This window comes from Natrinema saccharevitans (genome assembly GCF_001953745.1).
GTDB lineage: Archaea > Halobacteriota > Halobacteria > Halobacteriales > Natrialbaceae > Natrinema > Natrinema saccharevitans.
On record NZ_LWLN01000001.1, the window covers coordinates 2403778 to 2421587 of the forward strand.

16 protein-coding genes and 1 pseudogene are annotated in these 17810 nt (G+C 64.9%); 5 read left to right on the plus strand and 12 right to left on the minus strand.

Translation table 11 applies throughout. The annotated features are described in order from the left end of the window. Positions 1 to 66: 66 nt before the first annotated feature. The 10 genes from A6E15_RS12250 to coaBC all read right to left on the minus strand — a co-directional run bounded on the left by A6E15_RS12250 (position 67) and on the right by coaBC (position 11280). Positions 67 to 585 (minus strand): DUF7529 family protein, encoded by a 519-nt coding sequence (locus A6E15_RS12250; RefSeq protein WP_076146576.1) that lies wholly within the window; start codon positions 583 to 585, stop codon positions 67 to 69. Positions 586 to 634: 49 nt separating this feature from the next. Then, positions 635 to 1078: a DUF7555 family protein gene (locus A6E15_RS12255; RefSeq protein ID WP_076146578.1), complete on the minus strand. Its 444-nt coding sequence runs from the start codon at positions 1076 to 1078 to the stop codon at positions 635 to 637. 2 nt (positions 1079 to 1080) lie between these two features. Next, on the minus strand, positions 1081 to 2433 hold the full coding sequence (locus tag A6E15_RS12260; protein WP_076146580.1) for an ABC transporter ATP-binding protein: 1353 nt from the start codon (positions 2431 to 2433) through the stop codon (positions 1081 to 1083). Beyond that, positions 2430 to 3767: an ABC transporter ATP-binding protein gene (locus A6E15_RS12265; protein WP_076146582.1), complete on the minus strand. Its 1338-nt coding sequence runs from the start codon at positions 3765 to 3767 to the stop codon at positions 2430 to 2432. Before A6E15_RS12265 ends, A6E15_RS12260 begins: the two co-directional genes overlap by 4 nt. Beyond that, positions 3767 to 5500 (minus strand): ABC transporter permease, encoded by a 1734-nt coding sequence (locus A6E15_RS12270; RefSeq protein ID WP_076146583.1) that lies wholly within the window; start codon positions 5498 to 5500, stop codon positions 3767 to 3769. Before A6E15_RS12270 ends, A6E15_RS12265 begins: the two co-directional genes overlap by 1 nt. Next, on the minus strand, positions 5497 to 6525 hold the full coding sequence (locus A6E15_RS12275) for an ABC transporter permease (protein ID WP_076146585.1): 1029 nt from the start codon (positions 6523 to 6525) through the stop codon (positions 5497 to 5499). The genes A6E15_RS12270 and A6E15_RS12275 overlap by 4 nt, the downstream gene beginning before the upstream one ends. Before the next feature lie 140 nt (positions 6526 to 6665). Further along, entirely contained in the window at positions 6666 to 8441 is a 1776-nt protein-coding gene (locus A6E15_RS12280) for an ABC transporter substrate-binding protein (RefSeq protein ID WP_076146587.1), read from the minus strand. Between the two features lie 239 nt (positions 8442 to 8680). Beyond that, positions 8681 to 9250, minus strand: a complete 570-nt coding sequence (gene hpt, locus A6E15_RS12285) for a hypoxanthine/guanine phosphoribosyltransferase (RefSeq protein ID WP_076146589.1) — start codon at positions 9248 to 9250, stop codon at positions 8681 to 8683. Positions 9251 to 9365: 115 nt separating this feature from the next. Next, entirely contained in the window at positions 9366 to 9995 is a 630-nt protein-coding gene (locus A6E15_RS12290) for a DUF7344 domain-containing protein (RefSeq protein ID WP_076148327.1), read from the minus strand. A 112-nt stretch (positions 9996 to 10107) separates the two neighbouring features. Then, positions 10108 to 11280, minus strand: coding sequence for a bifunctional phosphopantothenoylcysteine decarboxylase/phosphopantothenate--cysteine ligase CoaBC (coaBC, locus tag A6E15_RS12295; RefSeq protein WP_076146590.1), 1173 nt, complete (start codon positions 11278 to 11280; stop codon positions 10108 to 10110). Positions 11281 to 11395: 115 nt separating this feature from the next. On the opposite strand from coaBC, the pseudogene A6E15_RS21700 reads away from it, so the two are divergent. Further along, positions 11396 to 11569, plus strand: a pseudogene (locus tag A6E15_RS21700) (type IV pilin); the annotation flags it as partial. Between the two features lie 123 nt (positions 11570 to 11692). Further along, positions 11693 to 12385, plus strand: a complete 693-nt coding sequence (locus A6E15_RS12300) for a bactofilin family protein (RefSeq protein WP_245800604.1) — start codon at positions 11693 to 11695, stop codon at positions 12383 to 12385. Positions 12386 to 12401: 16 nt separating this feature from the next. On the opposite strand, the gene A6E15_RS12305 is transcribed toward A6E15_RS12300, so the two are convergent. Beyond that, on the minus strand, positions 12402 to 13139 hold the full coding sequence (locus A6E15_RS12305) for an NAD(P)/FAD-dependent oxidoreductase (RefSeq protein WP_076146593.1): 738 nt from the start codon (positions 13137 to 13139) through the stop codon (positions 12402 to 12404). A gap of 174 nt (positions 13140 to 13313) precedes the next feature. Here A6E15_RS12305 and A6E15_RS12310 point away from each other — a divergent pair, with 174 nt between their 5' ends. The 3 genes from A6E15_RS12310 to trkA all read left to right on the plus strand — a co-directional run bounded on the left by A6E15_RS12310 (position 13314) and on the right by trkA (position 16636). Further along, a complete protein-coding gene (locus A6E15_RS12310; protein ID WP_076146595.1) occupies positions 13314 to 14513 on the plus strand; it encodes a M48 family metalloprotease in 1200 nt (399 codons plus the stop codon). Positions 14514 to 14587: 74 nt separating this feature from the next. Then, entirely contained in the window at positions 14588 to 15109 is a 522-nt protein-coding gene (locus tag A6E15_RS12315; RefSeq protein WP_076146597.1) for an SRPBCC family protein, read from the plus strand. Positions 15110 to 15298: 189 nt separating this feature from the next. Next, positions 15299 to 16636, plus strand: coding sequence for a Trk system potassium transporter TrkA (gene trkA / locus A6E15_RS12320; RefSeq protein ID WP_076146599.1), 1338 nt, complete (start codon positions 15299 to 15301; stop codon positions 16634 to 16636). A gap of 3 nt (positions 16637 to 16639) precedes the next feature. Here trkA and A6E15_RS12325 read toward each other — a convergent pair whose 3' ends face one another. After that, complete coding sequence (locus tag A6E15_RS12325; RefSeq protein ID WP_076146601.1) at positions 16640 to 17710, minus strand: NAD(P)/FAD-dependent oxidoreductase; 1071 nt, start codon at positions 17708 to 17710, stop codon at positions 16640 to 16642. Between the last annotated feature and the right edge of the window lie 100 nt (positions 17711 to 17810).

Genomic DNA, 17810 nt, shown 5'->3' on the forward strand with positions numbered 1-17810 from the left:
AGCGATCCGGTCGCTCCACCCCTCGAGTACGTACGGTGAGTGCCACGAGAACGGCGGACCCGACGGTTACGCGTTCCTGGCGACGAACAGTTCGTACTCGTCGTGTTCGAACGACCCGAGGATCGTCCCGTCGATCGTCTTGACGTGAGTGTAGAGGGCATCTTCGTCCTCGGCGGACGTGATCATACCGTCGGCGCGGGCGAGATCGTATCGACTGGGAATCAGAATCGATCGCTCGGTCTCCGGGTCGATCAGCTCCGTAACGACGAACATGAACCCGTCGATTTCGGTCCCGTACACCAGATACTCGGTGAACTCGTCGCTGTCGAAGACGTCGGTAAAGGTCTCGACGTAGTTGTTCGGAATCACGTGGACGAGCCCGAATCGATCGTCGCCACCCATATCGCGGCTTACGGTATCGGTATGTGCGGCCACGATGGTGACGACCTCCCAACCCTCGTCGCGACGCTCCTGAGCGATCGCTTCCGCGTCCTCGAGCGTCTGCTTCCAAGCGTCCGTCTGGATACCCTGCGGATCCCGACGTCGGAGCGAACCGGGATCGGCAGCGCCGATATCGTCGTGCATACACCACTGTCAGCAAAGGAGTCGGTTAACTCTTTCCGGAGGTGGCACCTCAGCCGACCCCGAATGCGGTCTCCATGAGAAACGACAACAACAGCACCAGGAGGCTGCCGAGCAGGAGTTTGCCCGGCGGCGTGAGCCGCTTTTCGGACGGCGGCAGTTGGATCCACCGCAGCGGCGGCAGCGTCCGGACGAACGACTGAAACCGCGTCGAATCGTGGGCTGCGGGTATCGATCCGGTGACGCCACGGTTCGACGGCGGTCCTACGTCGTCGGGGGACGTCGGCCACAACCGTACCGTCGCGTACGCGAGGAGGAGCCATCCGGCGACGAACAGCAGGGATTTCGCACGGACGATCCCCCCACCGGTCGCGATTCCGATAATCAGGGCACCGATACCAGTGAGTGCCGCGACGGTGATCGCGTACGTAATCGCGTCCAGTCCGACGCGCCCGAACATTCGAAGTCGGTCACGGACTGCGTCGGTCGGTGGCATCGTCACCCGTGGCGGTTCTCGATGACGGCGTCCGGGGACCGATACTCGTCGGAATGGCGGTGACAGTAGCTCTGGTGCCCGCCGTCGCTCGTGTCGTGATACGCCGGCGGTTCGTCGTCACAGACGCTGCCGAACGCCTCGTTGAAGACGGCGATCGCCTCTCCCTCGTCGTGGTCTCGAGCGAGAGTCGCGATTTCGTCCAGAACCGACTGGACGCGTGCCGGCACCTCCTGATCCCCGAACAGTTCGTCGTAGGTCTCCTCGACCGTCCCGAAGCGCGTGTCTTTCCCGACTGCCGCGCGGAGTCGATCGCGAACCGAGCGGTCCGCGCGCTGGCGCTCGCTGAGCAGGTCGCGGAGCGTGTTGAGCCGATTCCAGAGTTCGTCGTCGAGGTCGCGATACTCCGCCGGGCGGATTCGTGCCGGACAGCGCGTGCTGAACGGACAGCCGGCGGGCGGGTATCGGGGATTCGGCGGCGTTCCGTGGAGCGTGATACGGTCGCGCTCGACGGTCGGATCCGGTTCCGGGATCGCCGACAACAGCGCGTGCGTATACGGGTTCGCCGGATCGGTGAACAGGTCCTCGGTCGGCCCGATCTCCATGATGTTCCCGAGGTACATCACCGCGACCCGATCACAGAGGTGGCGAACGACGGAGAGGTCGTGTGCGATAAACAGGTAGGTCAGCCCGAACTCGTTTTGCAGATCCTCGAGCAGGTTGATGATTTCGGCCTGCACCGAGACGTCGAGCGCCGAGACCGGTTCGTCGAGGACGACGAAATCCGGCTCGAGAGCCAGCGTGCGGGCGATACTGATCCGCTGGCGCTGGCCGCCGGAGAACTGGTGGGGATAGCGGTAGTAGTGTTCGCGCTGGAGGCCAACGGTATCGAGCAACTCTTTGACGCGCTGGCGACGCGCTTGCGGCGTCTCCCACTCGTGAACGTCCAGCGGCTCACGGACGATTTCGCCGATCGTCATTCGGTCGTTGAGGCTCGAGTCGGGGTCCTGAAACACCATCTGGGCGTTTCGCCGCCACTCGTGGAGATCGTCGCCCTCGAGGGTCGTGATATCGACGCCGTCGAACCGGATCTCGCCGTCGGTCGCGTCCTCGAGTTGGAGGAGCGTTCGCCCCAGCGTCGTCTTGCCACATCCGGACTCACCGACGAGACCGAGCGTCTCGCCACGGTGGATATCGAACGAGACACCGTCGACGGCCTTGACCGGCGTTCCACCGAGGAGGCCGCCGTCCTCGTAGTAGGTCTTCAGCCCCTCGACTTCGATCATCACGTCGCCGTCGCTGTCGGTCGGTACGTCGGTCTCGGTCGCTATCGGCTCCTGGCTCAGTTCGTGACTCATTCGGTATCGCCTCCGGTCCGTCTCGCGTTTCGTCGTCGATGCTGGTCGACCGCCTCGTTCGTCGAGCGGTCGCCGGGGCAGAGCAAACACGCCGCGGTGTGATCGTCGGTCCCCTCCTCGACCGAAACCGGGACGGGATGAACGGCGTCGCACTCGTCGAACGCCTTCGGACACCGCGGTGCGAACCGACAGGACGTCGCCGGTTCGTTGGGTGTCGGGACGTTCCCTTCGATCGTCTGGAGCCGGTCACCGGATTGTTGTCCCGGGATCGACTGGAGCAGGCCACGCGTGTACGGATGCCTCGGATCCGCGAACAGTTCGTTTACGCCGGCCGTTTCGACGATTTCCCCGGCGTACATGACGTTTACTCTATCGGTGATCTCCGCGATCACACCCATGTCGTGGGTGATAAACATCATCGAGAGGTCCCGCTCTGCCTGTAGCTCGGCGAGCAGGTCGAGGATCTGGGCCTGAATCGTCACGTCGAGTGCCGTCGTCGGCTCGTCGCAGATCAGCAACTCCGGTTCGCAGGCCAGTGCCATCGCGATCACGGCTCGCTGACGCATCCCGCCGGAGAACTGGTGTGGATACTCGTTGATGCGGCGACGAGCGTCGGGGATGCCGACGGCCTCGAGCAGCTCGATCGCTTCCTGCGTCGCCGCCTCGCCCCGCAGTCCCTGGTGGAGCCGGACCGACTCCTTGATCTGGTTGCCGACCGTGTAGACGGGATTGAGACTCGTCAGCGGGTCCTGGAACACCATCGCGATCCGTCCGCCGCGCATGAGTCGCCGCGGTTCGCCGCTGAGACGCGTGATCTCGACGAACCCGTCGGCGATCTCCGTCGGCGTATCGGGATTTCCGTCCGTGACGAACACGCAGTCGTCCTCGTCGACGAGACCGAGTTCGTCGCCGTAGCCGGCGGCGACGACGTCCGCAAGCGGCACGTCAGCGGCGCTCTCGTAGCCGAACGCCGCCGGCGTGATATCGACCGTCTCGCGGTCGAACAGGGCAACCGGGTCGTAGTCGGCCGCCACCGCCTCGAGGTCGACGGTACGATCCGGGAACTTCGAGGCGTACTCTCGAACCGTCTCGAGGTGGTTGAAGCGGACGCTACTGCCCTGGAGGGTTCGTCCCGGCGAGTCGACGAGACCCATGACCGACCGGGCGGTCACGCTCTTGCCCGATCCGCTCTCGCCGACGATGCCGACGGTTTCGCCCCGTCGGATGTCGAACGAGACCCCGTCGACCGCTCGGATCGTCTCCTTGTCGGTGAAAAACGCCGTCTGGAGGTTCCGAACGTCGAGGATGGGTTCGGCCGACGTCTCCGCCGACATTATCCACCACCTCCGGCGGCCGCGGTACCGGTGTCGTCGGTCCCGCCGGTATCAGCCTCCGGATCGATCGCGTCCCGGAGACCGTCACCTAGCGCGTTAAACGCGGTGACCACGAGGACGATCATCAGTCCCGGGATGGTCGCGACGTGCCACGACGACGTGCCGACGAACGATCGCCCGTCGTTGATGAGTCGTCCCCACTCGGGAGTCGATCCTTCGATACCCAGACCGAGGAACGAGAGCGCGGCCGTGGAGATGATGATTCCACCGAGCAGGAGAGAGCCGTAGATCATTATATACCCTGCAATGTACGGGGCCATGTGTTTACGCATTGTGTTCACCGGTGACTGTCCGTAGCTCCGTGCGGCGTCGACCCACTCCTCTTCGGCGACCTGTAACGACGGGCCGCGGATCGTCCGCCACATCCCCGGCCAGTAGACGAACGCGAAGATCAGCCCGAGGAGAAGCCCGCCGTTGAGCGGTTCCGCGATCGGATGGTTCCCCTGATTGAAGATGACCGATAACATCATCACGAGCAGAAATGCCGGGATCGAGATGATCGTGTCGCTCGTGATCACTGTCAGGACGTCGACGATCCCCTTGTAGTAGGCGGTCAGCATCGACATCGTGACCGCGATCAGTCCACCGAGACCGATCGCGAGCAGCCCGATCACCAGCGACGTCTGCGCGCCGTAGGCGATATGGGTGAGCAGGTTCTGTCCGGACGATGTCGTTCCCAACGGTGCCCAGCGGTCGTAGTCGTCGTAACTCATCGGACCGATAGTGTTTTGCCCGTTCGATTGGCTGTTGAGGTTCGCCTGCCCGGGCGTGGTCGTCGCGACTTCGCCGTCGTCGTTGAGGTACTCGATCTCGTACTCGTAGGGAGAGGCGATGTTCTGGTCCGCCGTGGTGGGGCTGACGGCCGGTGCCCACAACGCCGTGACGATGAACATGAGTACGACGATCAGCCCGAACAGTCCCCAGTAGTGGGTTCGGAATCGACGGAGCGTGTCGTCGCGCGGCGTCCAGTCCGCCTGCCGGTAGTGATCCCGAAAGAGCGTGTACCCTTTCCAGGTCCAGACGATCACGGTGAGAGCGTAGGCGTAGACGAGCAACGTCCGAATCCCCCACGCCACTGCCGGCGAGAGGCCGAGGAACGTCCCGCCCCAGCCGCCGCCGGGCGTTCTGTGGCCCTGATTGGAGATGACTTCGCGGCTCGTGAGCGTCGGAATCGACGACAGGGTGTTGAACACGCCGTCGATCGCGCCGTTGACGAGTCCGCCGACCGGCGTGAACGCAAACAGAACCGCGATCGTGGCCAGGACGGCGGTCAGGACGGCCCGCTCGAGGAATCGGACGAGACGATCGCTCAAACCGACATCGAGCCGGTCCGCGGCGGACCGGGACGTGAATCTGGTGAGGAGAACGGAGATTCCGAACAACAAGAGCAGCGTGATCGCGTCGCTCACGAAGTAGCTGAGTATCGGAACGGTCGCCTCGCCGACCGAGTCGCCGATCCAGCTGGGTATCAACCCTACCAGACCGATGACGTACTTGATTGCCCCCACGAGCTGCTGGGCCCAGCCCATGTATCGGCCGAACTCGAGGGCGACCAATACGACGGTACCGAGCAGCCAGAACCGCGCCGGCCCGGGATTGTCGGCGACGCGTTCGCGGAGGGACCTCGATTCGTCTGTCGTCTCGTTCGGTTCGAATGACTCACTCACACTCATCGTTCGTACCCCACTCGTGGATCGATAATCGTGTACAGGAGGTCCTGAAGGATGTTCAACAGGATAATGACGACCGTGAAGATAAACAGCAGCGCTCCGGCAAGCGGCAGGTCTCCCTGGACCGTCGCCTGGAAGAAGATCTTCCCGAGTCCGTTGATGTTGAACAGATATTCGACGATGACCGAGCCACCGATCAGCAGGAACGCCTCGTTCGTGATGACCGGCACCAGCGGAATCAGTGCGTTTCTGAAGACGTGTTTCCAGATGATGACGCGGTTCGTCAGCCCCTTCGCTTTGGCCGTCTCGACGTAGTTCGAGTTGATGGTCTCGAGGATGGCGGTCCGTCCGATACGAAGTTCCGCGGCCATCGAGGCCGATCCGAGGACCAGCGCCGGCGGGAGAATGAGTTTGATGTCGCTGGCGAGAGTCCCCCAGTCGATGCCGTTAGCCGTGACGAACGCCAGCTCGGGCGTTCCCGTGATGCTTCTGATGTCCGGTCCGAACGTGTACCAGTCGAACCCGAACCAGCCGCCGCCTTTGGTCTTGCGGAGGGTGGCGAGGAGGATGATACTCAGCCAGAAGTTCGGCATCGCCTGCCAGAGGATACCGCCCACGGAGGCGATGTAGTCGCCCCCGCTGTTGGGCCGCAGCCCGGCGTAGAACCCGAGCGGGATGCCAATAAACAGCGGGAGTAGGATCGCCCAAAATCCCAGCCAGAGCGTCGGCGGGCCCGCAAACGAGATGACTCGGGTCACCTCCATGTCGCCGTAAATAACCCATGACTTGCCGAGATCGAGGGTCAGGAAGTTCGTCACGAAGTCTAGGTACTGTTCCCAGAGGGGGTCGTTGAGCCCGAGCCGTTCGCGCATTCGTTCGGCCTCGGCTCCCGACGCCTCGGGACCGAGTCGAGCGGCCACGGGGTCGACCGGTCCCATCCGTAGGAGGACGAATATGAACGTCATTACGAGAAAGAGGACCGGCACTGAGAGCAGCAGCCGTTTGAAGAAGTATCTCCACCGACTCATAAGCGCTCACGAACGGTTCGGTGGTCGTTTTTCGAACAATTTTTCATACGTGTACACCGATTTGACTTTTCCACACGCATCTAAATATTTCGCTTCTCATTGTTTTAAGAACGGGTGCCGGATGCGGGGTCGAGTCGCCGTTAGGACTCGTCTTCCAGGTTCGCCTGCCAGTCGAGGTAGTAGCCGGTCGCTTCGTTCGGCATCTTCGACGTGTCGGTGTTCTTCGGCTCGAAGCCGAAGTGGCCGTACGCGACGTCCGGCCAACTCCAGATCCAGCCGAGCGAGTACATCTCGAGGTCGCCGTCCTCACCGCGGTCCTGGAGCGTCGAGAACTCCGTCGTCGTGGTATCGAGTTCGATGCCGACCCCGGAGAGCCTGCGCGCGAGTTCGTCGGCCATGTCCTGGAACGCCGGACTCGTCTTGTAGACGGTCGCTTCCATCTCGAACGGGTCGTCCTCGGTGAAGCCGGCCTCCTCGAGGACCTCCGTCGCTCCGTCGCGGTCCATCTCGTTGACGCCGTAGGGCCACTCGTCGACCCAGTCCTGATAGCCGTCCCGTCCGGTCGGCCACATCGCCGGCGGCGTGAAGCTAAATGCCTCGAAGCCGCGGTTCTGGAGGATGTCGTTGACGAACTCCTCGTGGTTCGTGACGTACGCGACGGCCTTACGGACTGGTGCGGGGACGTTCGTGACGTTGAACGCGAAATAGTACGTGCCGAGTTCGGGGACCGCGAGGTAGTTCGTGGTCTCGCCGTTCTCGAACTCCCCGTACGTACCGAACTCCCGGCCGTTGTCGTCGGTCTCGGCGTCGATGAGGTCGGCGTCGTAGTACGAGGTCGGAATCTCGAAGAAGTCGGCGTTCTTCTCCATCGCGTAGGTGAACTTCGATTCGGGGTCCTCGTTGATCTCCCAGTGGATGGATTCGACGCTCGCGACGGTCCCGTAGAAGTCGTCGTTGCGGACGAGCCGTACACTTTCGCCGGGGCTGAACTCGTCGTACTCGAACGGACCGGTCCCGTTGGCCATCTCGGTCCGGAACTCGTCGTGACTGACCTCGCCGTCGTACCCTTCGACATCGCCGACGATGCCCTCCGGAACGATGGAGAATCCAGTGTGAGTGAGAACGTCTAGGACGGCCGGGTTCGGCTCTTGAAGGGTGATCTCGACCGTGAGCTCGTCGACGACGTCGATCGCCAACGAGTCGGGGACGATACCACCGTCGTCGGTCGTCTCGTGGTCGATACCGAGGCCGCTCGTCGAACTGGTAACGAAGTTCGACCGTTCGCTGAATTCGGATTCGGCGAGCCGGCGGAACGAGTACTTGACGTCGTCGGCGGTCAGGTCCGTCCCGTCGTGGAACTGGATGCCGTCTTTGAGCGTGAAGGTCCACGTCTGCCCGTCGTCGGACGTCTCGAAGGACTCGAGCAGCTGGTTCTCGACCTCGGCGACGCCGGCCGGATAGTTGGTCAGCGTGTCGTAGAGCTGGACGATGACCTCGCCGGACGCGGTGTCCGTCGACATGATCGGGTCCAGTTCGTCGAAGGAAGCGCTGATCAGGTTCAGTTCCGAATCGCCCTCGACTTCGGTCCGGTTGTGTTTGACGTGGTGGCGACCGAGGGCACCGACCCGGGGGAGGTCGACGTTGTCGTACCAGAAGAACTCGCCCTTGCTGTGGTACATCGGGAGCATGACCATGTCGTCCCGGGCGGCTTCTTCGATCTCGATGTACGCCTCGGTACGCGTGTCTTCCGCGTCGGGACCCGGGTTGTCTACGATACGCTCCCAGGCGTCCTGTGCTTTCTCGGCGTGTTCAGTCGTCTCGAAGTCAGTTTCCTCTTCTTCTTCCTCGTCCTCGCTGAGGAGGGCCGAACACCCAGCGAGTCCGACCGATGCGCTGCCGCCGAGCAGAGCAAGCATTTGCCGTCGCGATCGATCTACATTCGGTACATCCGGTATGTCGGACATAAACATGGGTTACCAATACAATCATTATAAACTTGTCGACAACGAGTAGGGGTTGAAATGGTGTTTATCGGACCGATCGACACACAAATGCACAGAAGAGATCGTTCTAGAGGTGAAAACGGGAATTTGGCGGTACATCGACTCGAGTCCGGGCCGGTTCTCGTAAGGCTAACGCGACGTATCGAGACGTCTCAGTCGTCGCCTTCTTCGTCGATAATGACGACTTCGCCGTCGACGACGTCGACGTTGATTAGCGTCTTGACGTCGTAGCCCGCGTCGTCGACCTTGTTCTCGCCGCCGACCTTCTTGATGACCGCGACCGTGTCGATGACCTCCGCCCCGATCTCGTCGAGGGCGTCCAGCACCGCCGCGAGGGTCCCGCCAGTCGAGAGAACGTCGTCGAGAACCAGCACCCGCTCACCCTCCCGGACGTCGTTGATGTACATCTCGTTCTCCGAGTAACCGGTCTTCTGGGAAATCGCGACCTCGTCGTCGAGGCCGTACTGTCGCTTGCGAATTACGGTCAGCGGGATGTCGGTCATCAGCGAGACCGCGGTGGAGATGTGAATGCCCATCGCCGCCGGGGTGACGATCCGGTCGACTTCCTCGAGCTGGGCCTTCCGGATGATCCGGATGACGATCTCGCGTAGCAAGGTCGGGTCGAGCTTGGGGAGTCCGTCACTGATCGGATGGACGAAGTAGTGATAGCCGTTCTTCTCGATGATCGGGGCCTCGAGCAGGGACTGCTTGAGTTGATCCATGTCGTCGGTGGGACGGTAGCGGAGTAAAACTTGACGATACGCGCGAACGAGATCGCAGGCATCGGACGCCGATCGCTTCCCCGTCTTGCCCCGTCTCCGCAGGTCTCGGGCCCCCTTACCGCTCGCCGTAGCTGAGTTCGGGCGGCTGTTCGCCGTGACCGAGCCGCATGTTGCGTTCGTGGTAGATGTGTGCGACGGCGGTGACCGTCACCGTCACCGCGATGATCGCCGTCCAGCCGAGGTTCGAGACCGTCGTCAGCGGATAGATCTCCAGCCACAGCGCGGCGACCAGCGCACAGCTGATCGCACCGAGCGAGAGGTACAGTTCCCGCCAGGCGAACTCCCGGCCGGGAACGATCTCGAGGTAGACGCTGATGTCCCGCGTTCGCTCGGTCGGCTCGATGACGCCCCGATCGGAGTCGAACTCGAGGATGCCCGACGTGTCCATCTTCGGGAGGTGCGTCTGCTGAAGCGTCGTATAGACCCGCTTTCGCTGTTCGGGCGTGACGCCCTCGAGGGTCGTCTCGTACTCCCAGGCGGCGATCTGCTGGGCGAGGTCGCCGAGTTCAACGGGGCGGTCGTCCTGCTTGAGAAACTGGAGGACGTACCGCCGCCGTTGATTGCGCAGCACTTCGAAGATCTCCCCCTTGGTGAGTCGGTCGTCGACCTCGTCACTGTCGTCGCTCTCGCTGCCGTCGTCCTCGTCGGCGTCCGGCGGACGCTGTTGTTGGGCCACCGCGATCACCTCGCGCTGCCGGCCCCGGCCGGCAGCGCGTGTGGTTCCGTACCCGATCGTATTCCCATCGGTTCGGGCGATGAACTGCACCTATATAATTCTCCTGAACCGACCTGTCCGATTACTTCGACGTCGCGTCCGTGCCCAGGACCGCCGCGATCGAGTCGGCGATCTCGCCGCCCAGTCCGGCCTTCGTCCCCTCGTAGCGGGCGGCGTCGCCGGCGTGAACCAGCAGCGCCTTCGTCCGGTCCTCGCCCATCACGCTCGCGTCGTTGGCGACGACGAAGGCCAGTCCCGCCCGCTCTAAGGTCTGTCGGGCCTGCTCGATCATCGCGTCCTCGTCGCCGGAAGTCTCCGTTTTGAAGCCGACGATCGGCAGGTCCGGGTAGTCGGCGCGGACCTCGTCGATGAGTTTCGGCGTCGGCTCGAGATCGAGGGTCAACTCCTGGCCCGAACGGATCTTCTCCGCGCTCTCCGCGACGGTGTAGTCCCCGATCGCGGCCGCCGACACCAGCGCGTCGGCGTCGTCGCAGGCCGTCCGCGTCGCCGCGAGCATCTCCCGGGCGCTCTCGACGTCGCGGACGTCGGCGTACGGGACCTCGGACCCGTCCTGCACCAGCGTCACGTCCGCGCCGCGAACGTAACAGGCCCTCGCGACCGCCCGCCCCATCTTGCCCGACGAGCGGTTCGTGATGATCCGAACGGGATCGATCGACTCGCTGGTCGCGCCGCTGGTGACGACGACCGACTCGCCTTCGAGGGGGCGATCGCCGGCCGCGCGGGCGACGTCGCAGACGATCGCCTCCTCGCTGGCGATCTTGGCCTTCCCCTCCTCGAGGCGCGGATCGACGAAGTCGACGCCCCACTCCGAGACGGTATCGATGGCCTCGAGGACGCCGGGGTGGTCGTACATCGGTTCGTGCATCGCCGGCGCGATCACGACCGGCGTGTCGGCCCCGAGCGCGGTCGTCGCACAGGTCGTAACCGGAGTGTCGTCGACGGCCCCCGCGATCTTGCCGACGGTGTTCGCGGTGGCGGGCGCGATCAGGAACACGTCTGCCCAGCCGTCGTAGCCACAGAGGTCGACGTGTTCGACGCCGCCCGTGATCTCGGTGACGACGTCGTTCTCGGTGGCGAACTCGACGGCCCAGGGGTGGACGATCCCCCGCGCGCTGTCGGTCATCACACCGCGAACCGTCGCCCCCCGGCGTCGCAACTCGTGGGCGAGTTCGACCGTCTTGACGGCCGCGATCGATCCCGTCACCCCGAGCGCGACGTTGACTCCCTCGAGCATGCCGGGTACTTCGGAGGGGGTCCCTTTAGGCGTACCGTCGTCCCGCGATCGTGCGTCGGTCCAACCGGCGGCCGCCACCGAAAACAGTTAGTGACTGTGATAGTAAGTCCACCCAATGAATTTGCGTCGATCGTCTCGTGACGACCGGGGCGTCTCGGTCGTCATCGGGACCGTCCTCCTGGTCGGGATGGTCACGATGTCGATGGCAATTCTCGGTGCGGCCGTGCTGAGTACTGACTTCGTCGACAGCCCCCCTCGAGCGGATCTGGTGTATCAGGAAGACAGTAGCGGCACCGTCGCGATCGGTCTGACCGACGTCCAGCGGCTGACCGCCGACGGCACGGAGATCAAACTCGAGGGCGAGGGAAGTTGCGGTACGTGGGACGGGAGTGGAAATCTCGAGAAGGGGGACGTGACGACTGTCGACGGGAACGACTGTCCAGATGATCTCGAGAGAGGAGACGTGTTACAAATAATCGGCTCGGAGACGCTGGTCGATACCTACGAGTTACGTGGGCGGTTTGCCGATCACGGGTGTGAAGTAATCGACAGCGACGATTTCGACGACGGATCCACGATCGAACTTGACAGCGGCGATTCGATCTCCTGTGAAATGACGGACGGCGGTGATCGACTAGATAACGGGCTACAGATCGACGAGGGAACCACGCTAATGGGCGAGGTCAACGTCACCAAAACCGTGGAACTCACGACAAGCGGGACAAACGAGATCGCCGGTGATATCACTACGCAGAAGGGCGTCGATGTCAAAGACGGAAGCGTCGTCGATGGCACTATCAAAGCGACGAAAAGCGTCGACGTGTTCAAAGATAGCGAAGTCAGTGGGTCGATCGTTGCTGACGAAGATGTGTTAATAGATCAAGACGCCATCATTGACGGAGAGATCTCCCTGACAGGTTCGGGCCGCAGTGTCGAGGTCGAAGACGCGACTGTCGATGGTGATGTCCACGCTGACGACAACGACGTGACGCTCAAAGGCGATAGTGGCGTGATCAAGGGCGACGTCACCGGGGAGACGGTTGAGTGCAAGGATAATTCAGAGATCAACGGCGACATCACCGCAAACACGGTAAACGGGTGCTGAAGCCGCTCCGAGAAGATCAATCCCGTTCGACGCTCGGGTGCATCGTCGGCGCTTCGTCTAACGGTTCGTCGAACGCCTCGAGCAGCTGTGCCCGCGCCCGTTCGTCCCGTCGGTGCCGTTCATTGTCGTCGATCTCCTCGCAGCCCGGCGGCACGTCGCGGCCGCGGCCGGTGAAGTAGCCCGCCGGGGCGACCCAGTCGTGGTAGAAGTTCGCGTCGGAATCGTGGACGACGGCGAGGCCGACCTTCGCGCCGTGGCCGGCCGCGACGATCGCCTGGTGGGGTTCCTCGGCCAGTCGGCCCGCGGCGTAGACGCCGTCGACGGCCGTTCGCCCGGCCGCGTCGGTGCTGACGAAGTGCTTGCTCCCCCGCTGGATGCGACCCACGTCCAGCGGCACGAGGTAGTCGCTGTCCGACCACGAGGCGGCGATCACCCGGCGGGCCTCGAGCGGCTCGCCGCCCTCGGTCTCGAGGCGGAACCCGGACTCGAGATCGTTCGTATCGATTAGTTCCGAGCGCGTTACACGCCCGAGTTCGAACGCGGAACCGGCGTTGCGAGCCTGCTCGCGGCTCAGTCGCAGGTAGCGGCGGGCGTCGACCCCGTCGGGGAAGCCGGGGTAGTTCTCGAGGCTGGCGTTGCGCGCCAGAATGGATTCGCCCCCGTCGATGACGAGGGTGTCCAGTCCCGCGCGGGCGGTGAAGATCGAGGCGGCGAGGCCGGCGACGCCCCCGCCGACGATACAGACGTCTCGCATGACCGTCCGTTGACCGGACGGTGTATAGAAGGTTTCCGTCGACCGCGGCGACGGCCGGGACCGCGCTCGAGCCCGCCTCGACGCGAGTCGCGTCGGGATTGGGGCACCGGAATCCGAGACAGATAGTGTGTCTTCCCCGACAGTATTTTGAATCGAACCGGTGAACGATCGAGTATGTACGTCGCCACCGCGTTCGTGATCGCGCTCGCGGTCGTTCCGTTCCTCGGCTTTCGCGCGTACGCCGTCCGGGTCGAAGGGCTGGACGAACCGGTCGAAGACCGACTCCACCGCCTCAACCGCGCCCAGCAGGTCGGCGGCTTCGCCCTCCCGATCGTGGCGATCATCGGGCTGTACACGCTCGAGGTGATCGACCGAGCGCTCGCCGCGGTCGGGACGGGCGGTCCCGAGCTCGGCGGCCTCGCCGTCCTCGAGTTCGGCGCGATCGTGCTGGTCTCGTTCGGGATCGTCACGCTGCCGCTCGTGGGGATGGCGCTCGGCTCCTACCCGACGGTGCGTTCGCTCCGGGACACGTCGGCGTCGCCGTGGCGGGTCGTCAAGGGAGTCCTCGCGGTGATGGGGATCACCGCCGTCTCCGTCGGGGTCGCACTGGCGGGCTTTTTCGCGATTCGGTCGGTCTTCGGATCGTCGCTGCCGGTCCTGATCGGGGGGCTCGGGGCCGTCGTCTTCGTCGGCTTCGGCCTCTCGCCGTACCTGATCGTGATCTTTCAGGACCGGGTCCCGCTCGAGGGCCGGCACCGCGAACGGGTCGAACGGCTCTGTGCGGACCTGGGCTATCGCCCCCGCGGGCTCTCCCTGCTCGAGGGCGAGTCGACCAAGACCGCAAACGCCCTCGTCGCGGGCACCGTTCCCGGCCTGCGGTACGTCTTCCTGACCGACTACCTGCTCACCGAGTGCGACGACGACGAACTGCGCGCGATCCTCGCCCACGAGTTCGGTCACGTCGCGGGCCGGCACCTCTGGCAGCGCGGCCTCCTGACCGTCGCCGTCTTCGGCGGCTGGATCGTCGGTGCCGAGTTCGTCGGCTTCGGCGCGCTCGAGGAGGCGGTCGGCTTCCTCGGCTTTTTCCTGCCGTTCATGGGGCTCTACGCTGTCTACCACGTCGTCCTGCTGGGCGGGCTGGCGCGCTGGCAGGAGTTCCGGGCCGACGCCTACGCCGCCCGACGGGCGGGCCGCGAGGCGACGGTCGCGGCCCTCGAACGCCTCGCGGACGCGAACGACACGCGCCGCGAGGCGGGGCTGTTCTACAGTCTGGCGACCCATCACCCGCCGATCGGGGACCGAATCGAGGCGGTCAGTGACGGGATCGATGCGATCGACGACGCCCGCGGGGGCGAGACGGCATCGAGTGGCTGAGGGCAGGCCGCACGGTCGCGTCGCCCCGTCGATCGGATGACAATCCTTACTTTCGAACCCGTCGTACGGCCGCCGTGGACCGAATTCTCCTCAGCACGCTCGCTCATCGGTCGCCCGAGGAGGTCTTTCCGTACGTCCGCTCCTTTACCGACTACCCGCGGTACACGGACCACCTGAAGGAGGTCCGCGTCGACGGGGACGGCGGCGTCGGCTCCGTCTACGAACTCGAGTTGGCGTGGTGGAAGCTCAGCTACACGGCCCGCTCGCGGGTGACCGACATCTCGGCCCCGACGTCGCTCACGTGGCGGCTCGTCAACCACCTCGACGCCCGCGGGGAGTGGCGCGTCGAACCCGAGCCGGAGTCGGCACCGCCGGACGCCGAGACGGCCAGCCGGATCTACTTCGAGGCCGTCTACGATCCCTACTCGGCGAGCGCGGACGCCATCTCGCTGCCCGGGCTCGTCTCGCTGGACTGGGTCGTCCGGAAGGTCGAGCCGAAACTGCTCGAGGAGGCACGAACGGTCGTCGAGCGGCTGGTCGCGGACATCGAGGGCCGACGGCGGGACGTCGAACTGACCGTCCACGAAATGCCCTGAACCGAACGAATCCGGTGAGGGGTTCGGACCGCCGGCAGCGGCCAACCCGCCGACTTCGCCCGCTCGAGTCGCTCGTCGACCGCTGCCTCGCCGCGAGGTGCAGGCCGAACCGTCTTCCCGTTCGACGGCGACAGCCCCGACCATGAGCGCCAGCAGCACCGGCTCGAGTCCGCGGGGGGTGAGGCGTCGGTGCGCGTGATCGTCGTCGGCGCGGGCGAAGTGGGCTCGAACATCGCGGCGAGTCTCGAGTCGGACCACCACGTCGCGGTCGTCGATACGGACGGCGACCGGGTCGAGGAGCTCACCTACTCCCGGGACGTGTTGGCGATCCGTGGCGACGGGACCGCGATCGGGACGCTCCGGGAGGCGAACATCGCGGACGCGGACCTGGTCATCGCCAGCACCGACATCGACGAGACGAACATCGTCGTCTGCGGGGCCGCCAAAGCGGTCGGCGATCCGTTCACGATCGCCCGCGTCAGGCAGACGACCCTGCTTCGGACCTGGGAGAGATCGACGGGGGCTTTCGGCGTCGACTTCATGGTCTGTACGGACCTCCAGACCGCCGAGACGATCGTTCGGATCGCCGGACTGCCGGGCGCACACGACGTCGAGACGTTCGCGGACGGTCTCGTCCGGATGGCCGAGTTCGAGATCGGGCCGGAGAGTCCGATCGCCGGCGAGACCGTCTCGGCGGCCGACCGGTTCGAATCGCTGACGTTCGCGGCCCTGTTGCGCGAGGACGCGGTCGTCGTGCCGCGGGGCGAGACGGTGATCAGGGCCGGCGACGCGGCGGTCGTGATCGGCTCCGAAGCCAGCGTCCGGGCGTTCGCGAGCGCCCTGACGCCGGCACCGGCCCTCGAGGACGCCAACGAGGTCGTCATCGTCGGCGGGACGAAGATCGGCGTCCAGACCGCCCGACTGCTCGAGGCCGAGGGGTTCGAATCCCGACTGATCGAACGCGACCACGAACGGGCGCGCGAACTGGCCGAGCGCCTGCCGGGGACGCTCGTGCTGGAGAGCGACGCGACGGACATCGACTTCCTCGTCCGGGAACACGTCGCCGAGTCGGACATCGTGATCGCCGCGCTGGAAAGCGACGAGAAGAACCTGCTCGTCTCCCTGCTGGCCAAGCGGATCGGCGTCGAGCGGACGATCGGCGTCGTCGAGTTCGGCGAGTACGTCGACCTCTTCGAGACGGTCGGGATCGATGTCGCGGTCAATCCCCGGCTGGTCACGGCCGAGGAGATCACCCGCTTTACGCGCAGACGGCGGACCGAAAACGTCGCCATGCTCGAATCCGACCGTGCGGAGGTCCTCGAGATCGAAATCGACGCCGACAGCGTGCTCTTCGAGCGTTCGATTCAGTCGGCAATGGCCGACCTCCCCGAGGGTGTCGTCGTCGGCGCGATCAGCCGCGCGGGCGAGTTGATCACGCCTCGGGGAGAGACGGTCGTCGAAGGCGGCGATCACGTGGTCCTGTTCGTCGACACCGCCGTACTGGACGCGGTCACGGACGCGGTGTGATGGCTACAGGCGAGCAGTGACGCGCTCGGCGACCTCGAGGCCGTTGTGCAACGCCGCGTGGAGTCGGGACTCGCCGGCGACCCAGTCGCCGAGACAGTAGAGCCCGTCGGCCTCGGCCAACTGGAGTGGGTCGCGGGCGACGCCGTCCTCGGGGAGGGCGTATCGCCACCCCTGATGGTCGGTCCAGTCGGGCTCTCGCAGGCGCTCGTCGTCGAGCAGGTCGGCGGTCAGGGCCGCCAGTTCCGTCAGGTTCTCCGCGGGCGGCTCGTCGTAGCGGTCGACCGACCACTCGTGGTTGGCCTGAACCACCAGCAGCGACTCGCCGTCGGGGACGTGGCCGGGCTTGCACTCCTCGCGAGCGATCCAGCCCACCTCGTGGGCCTTGTCCGCGTTGACCAGCGCGTAGTAGGGCGTCTCGAGTTCGAACGGGTAGTGGAGGATTCCGGTCCAGATCGTCCGGAAGGGGACGGCGTCGACGGCGTCGACGAGGCGGTCCCGAACGTCGCTCTCCCAGTCGGCCGAGCGCAACAGGTCGGCGGTCTGTGGTGCCGGCGGGTTCAACAGGAGGACGTCGAACGGCCCCCACCGCTGGCCGTCGGTATCCTCGAGGTGCCAGACCCCCGCCGGCTCGCCGTCCCCTCCGATACCGCCGTCGTCGTCCCGAATCACCCGTTCGACCCGCGTCTCCCGGTGGACCGTCGCGTCGGTGCGAGCGAACAACCGCTTCGCGATCTGGGTCAGCCCCCGCCGGTAGGTCCACTTGGACTCGTCGCGGTCCTCGCCCGGCGACACCTCGCCGTCGGCGTCGAAGGTCCAGACCGGCTCCGCGATATCGACCAGCCCGTCGGTGTCGAGGACTTCGGTCAGCAGGTCGACGACCCGCTCGTCGTCGGACTTGACGTAGTTCGCGCCGTAGTCGTAGACCGCGCCGTCGCGTCGTCTGGTCGCGGCCCGTCCGCAGACGCCGCGGGACTTCTCGAGTACCGTTACGTCGGCGTCCGGCACCGTTTCCTCGAGCCCGTAGGCCGCGGCCGCTGTGCCGGCACCTGCACCGACGATTCCGATCCGTTTCATGCCCGTTCCTCGGTGGCGCTACCTCAAGTAGCCCTGCCCAAACAACGACAACCGGACCGATCGCCTGTCACCGTCGATCGCCGCCTGCCAGGGTCGGTTC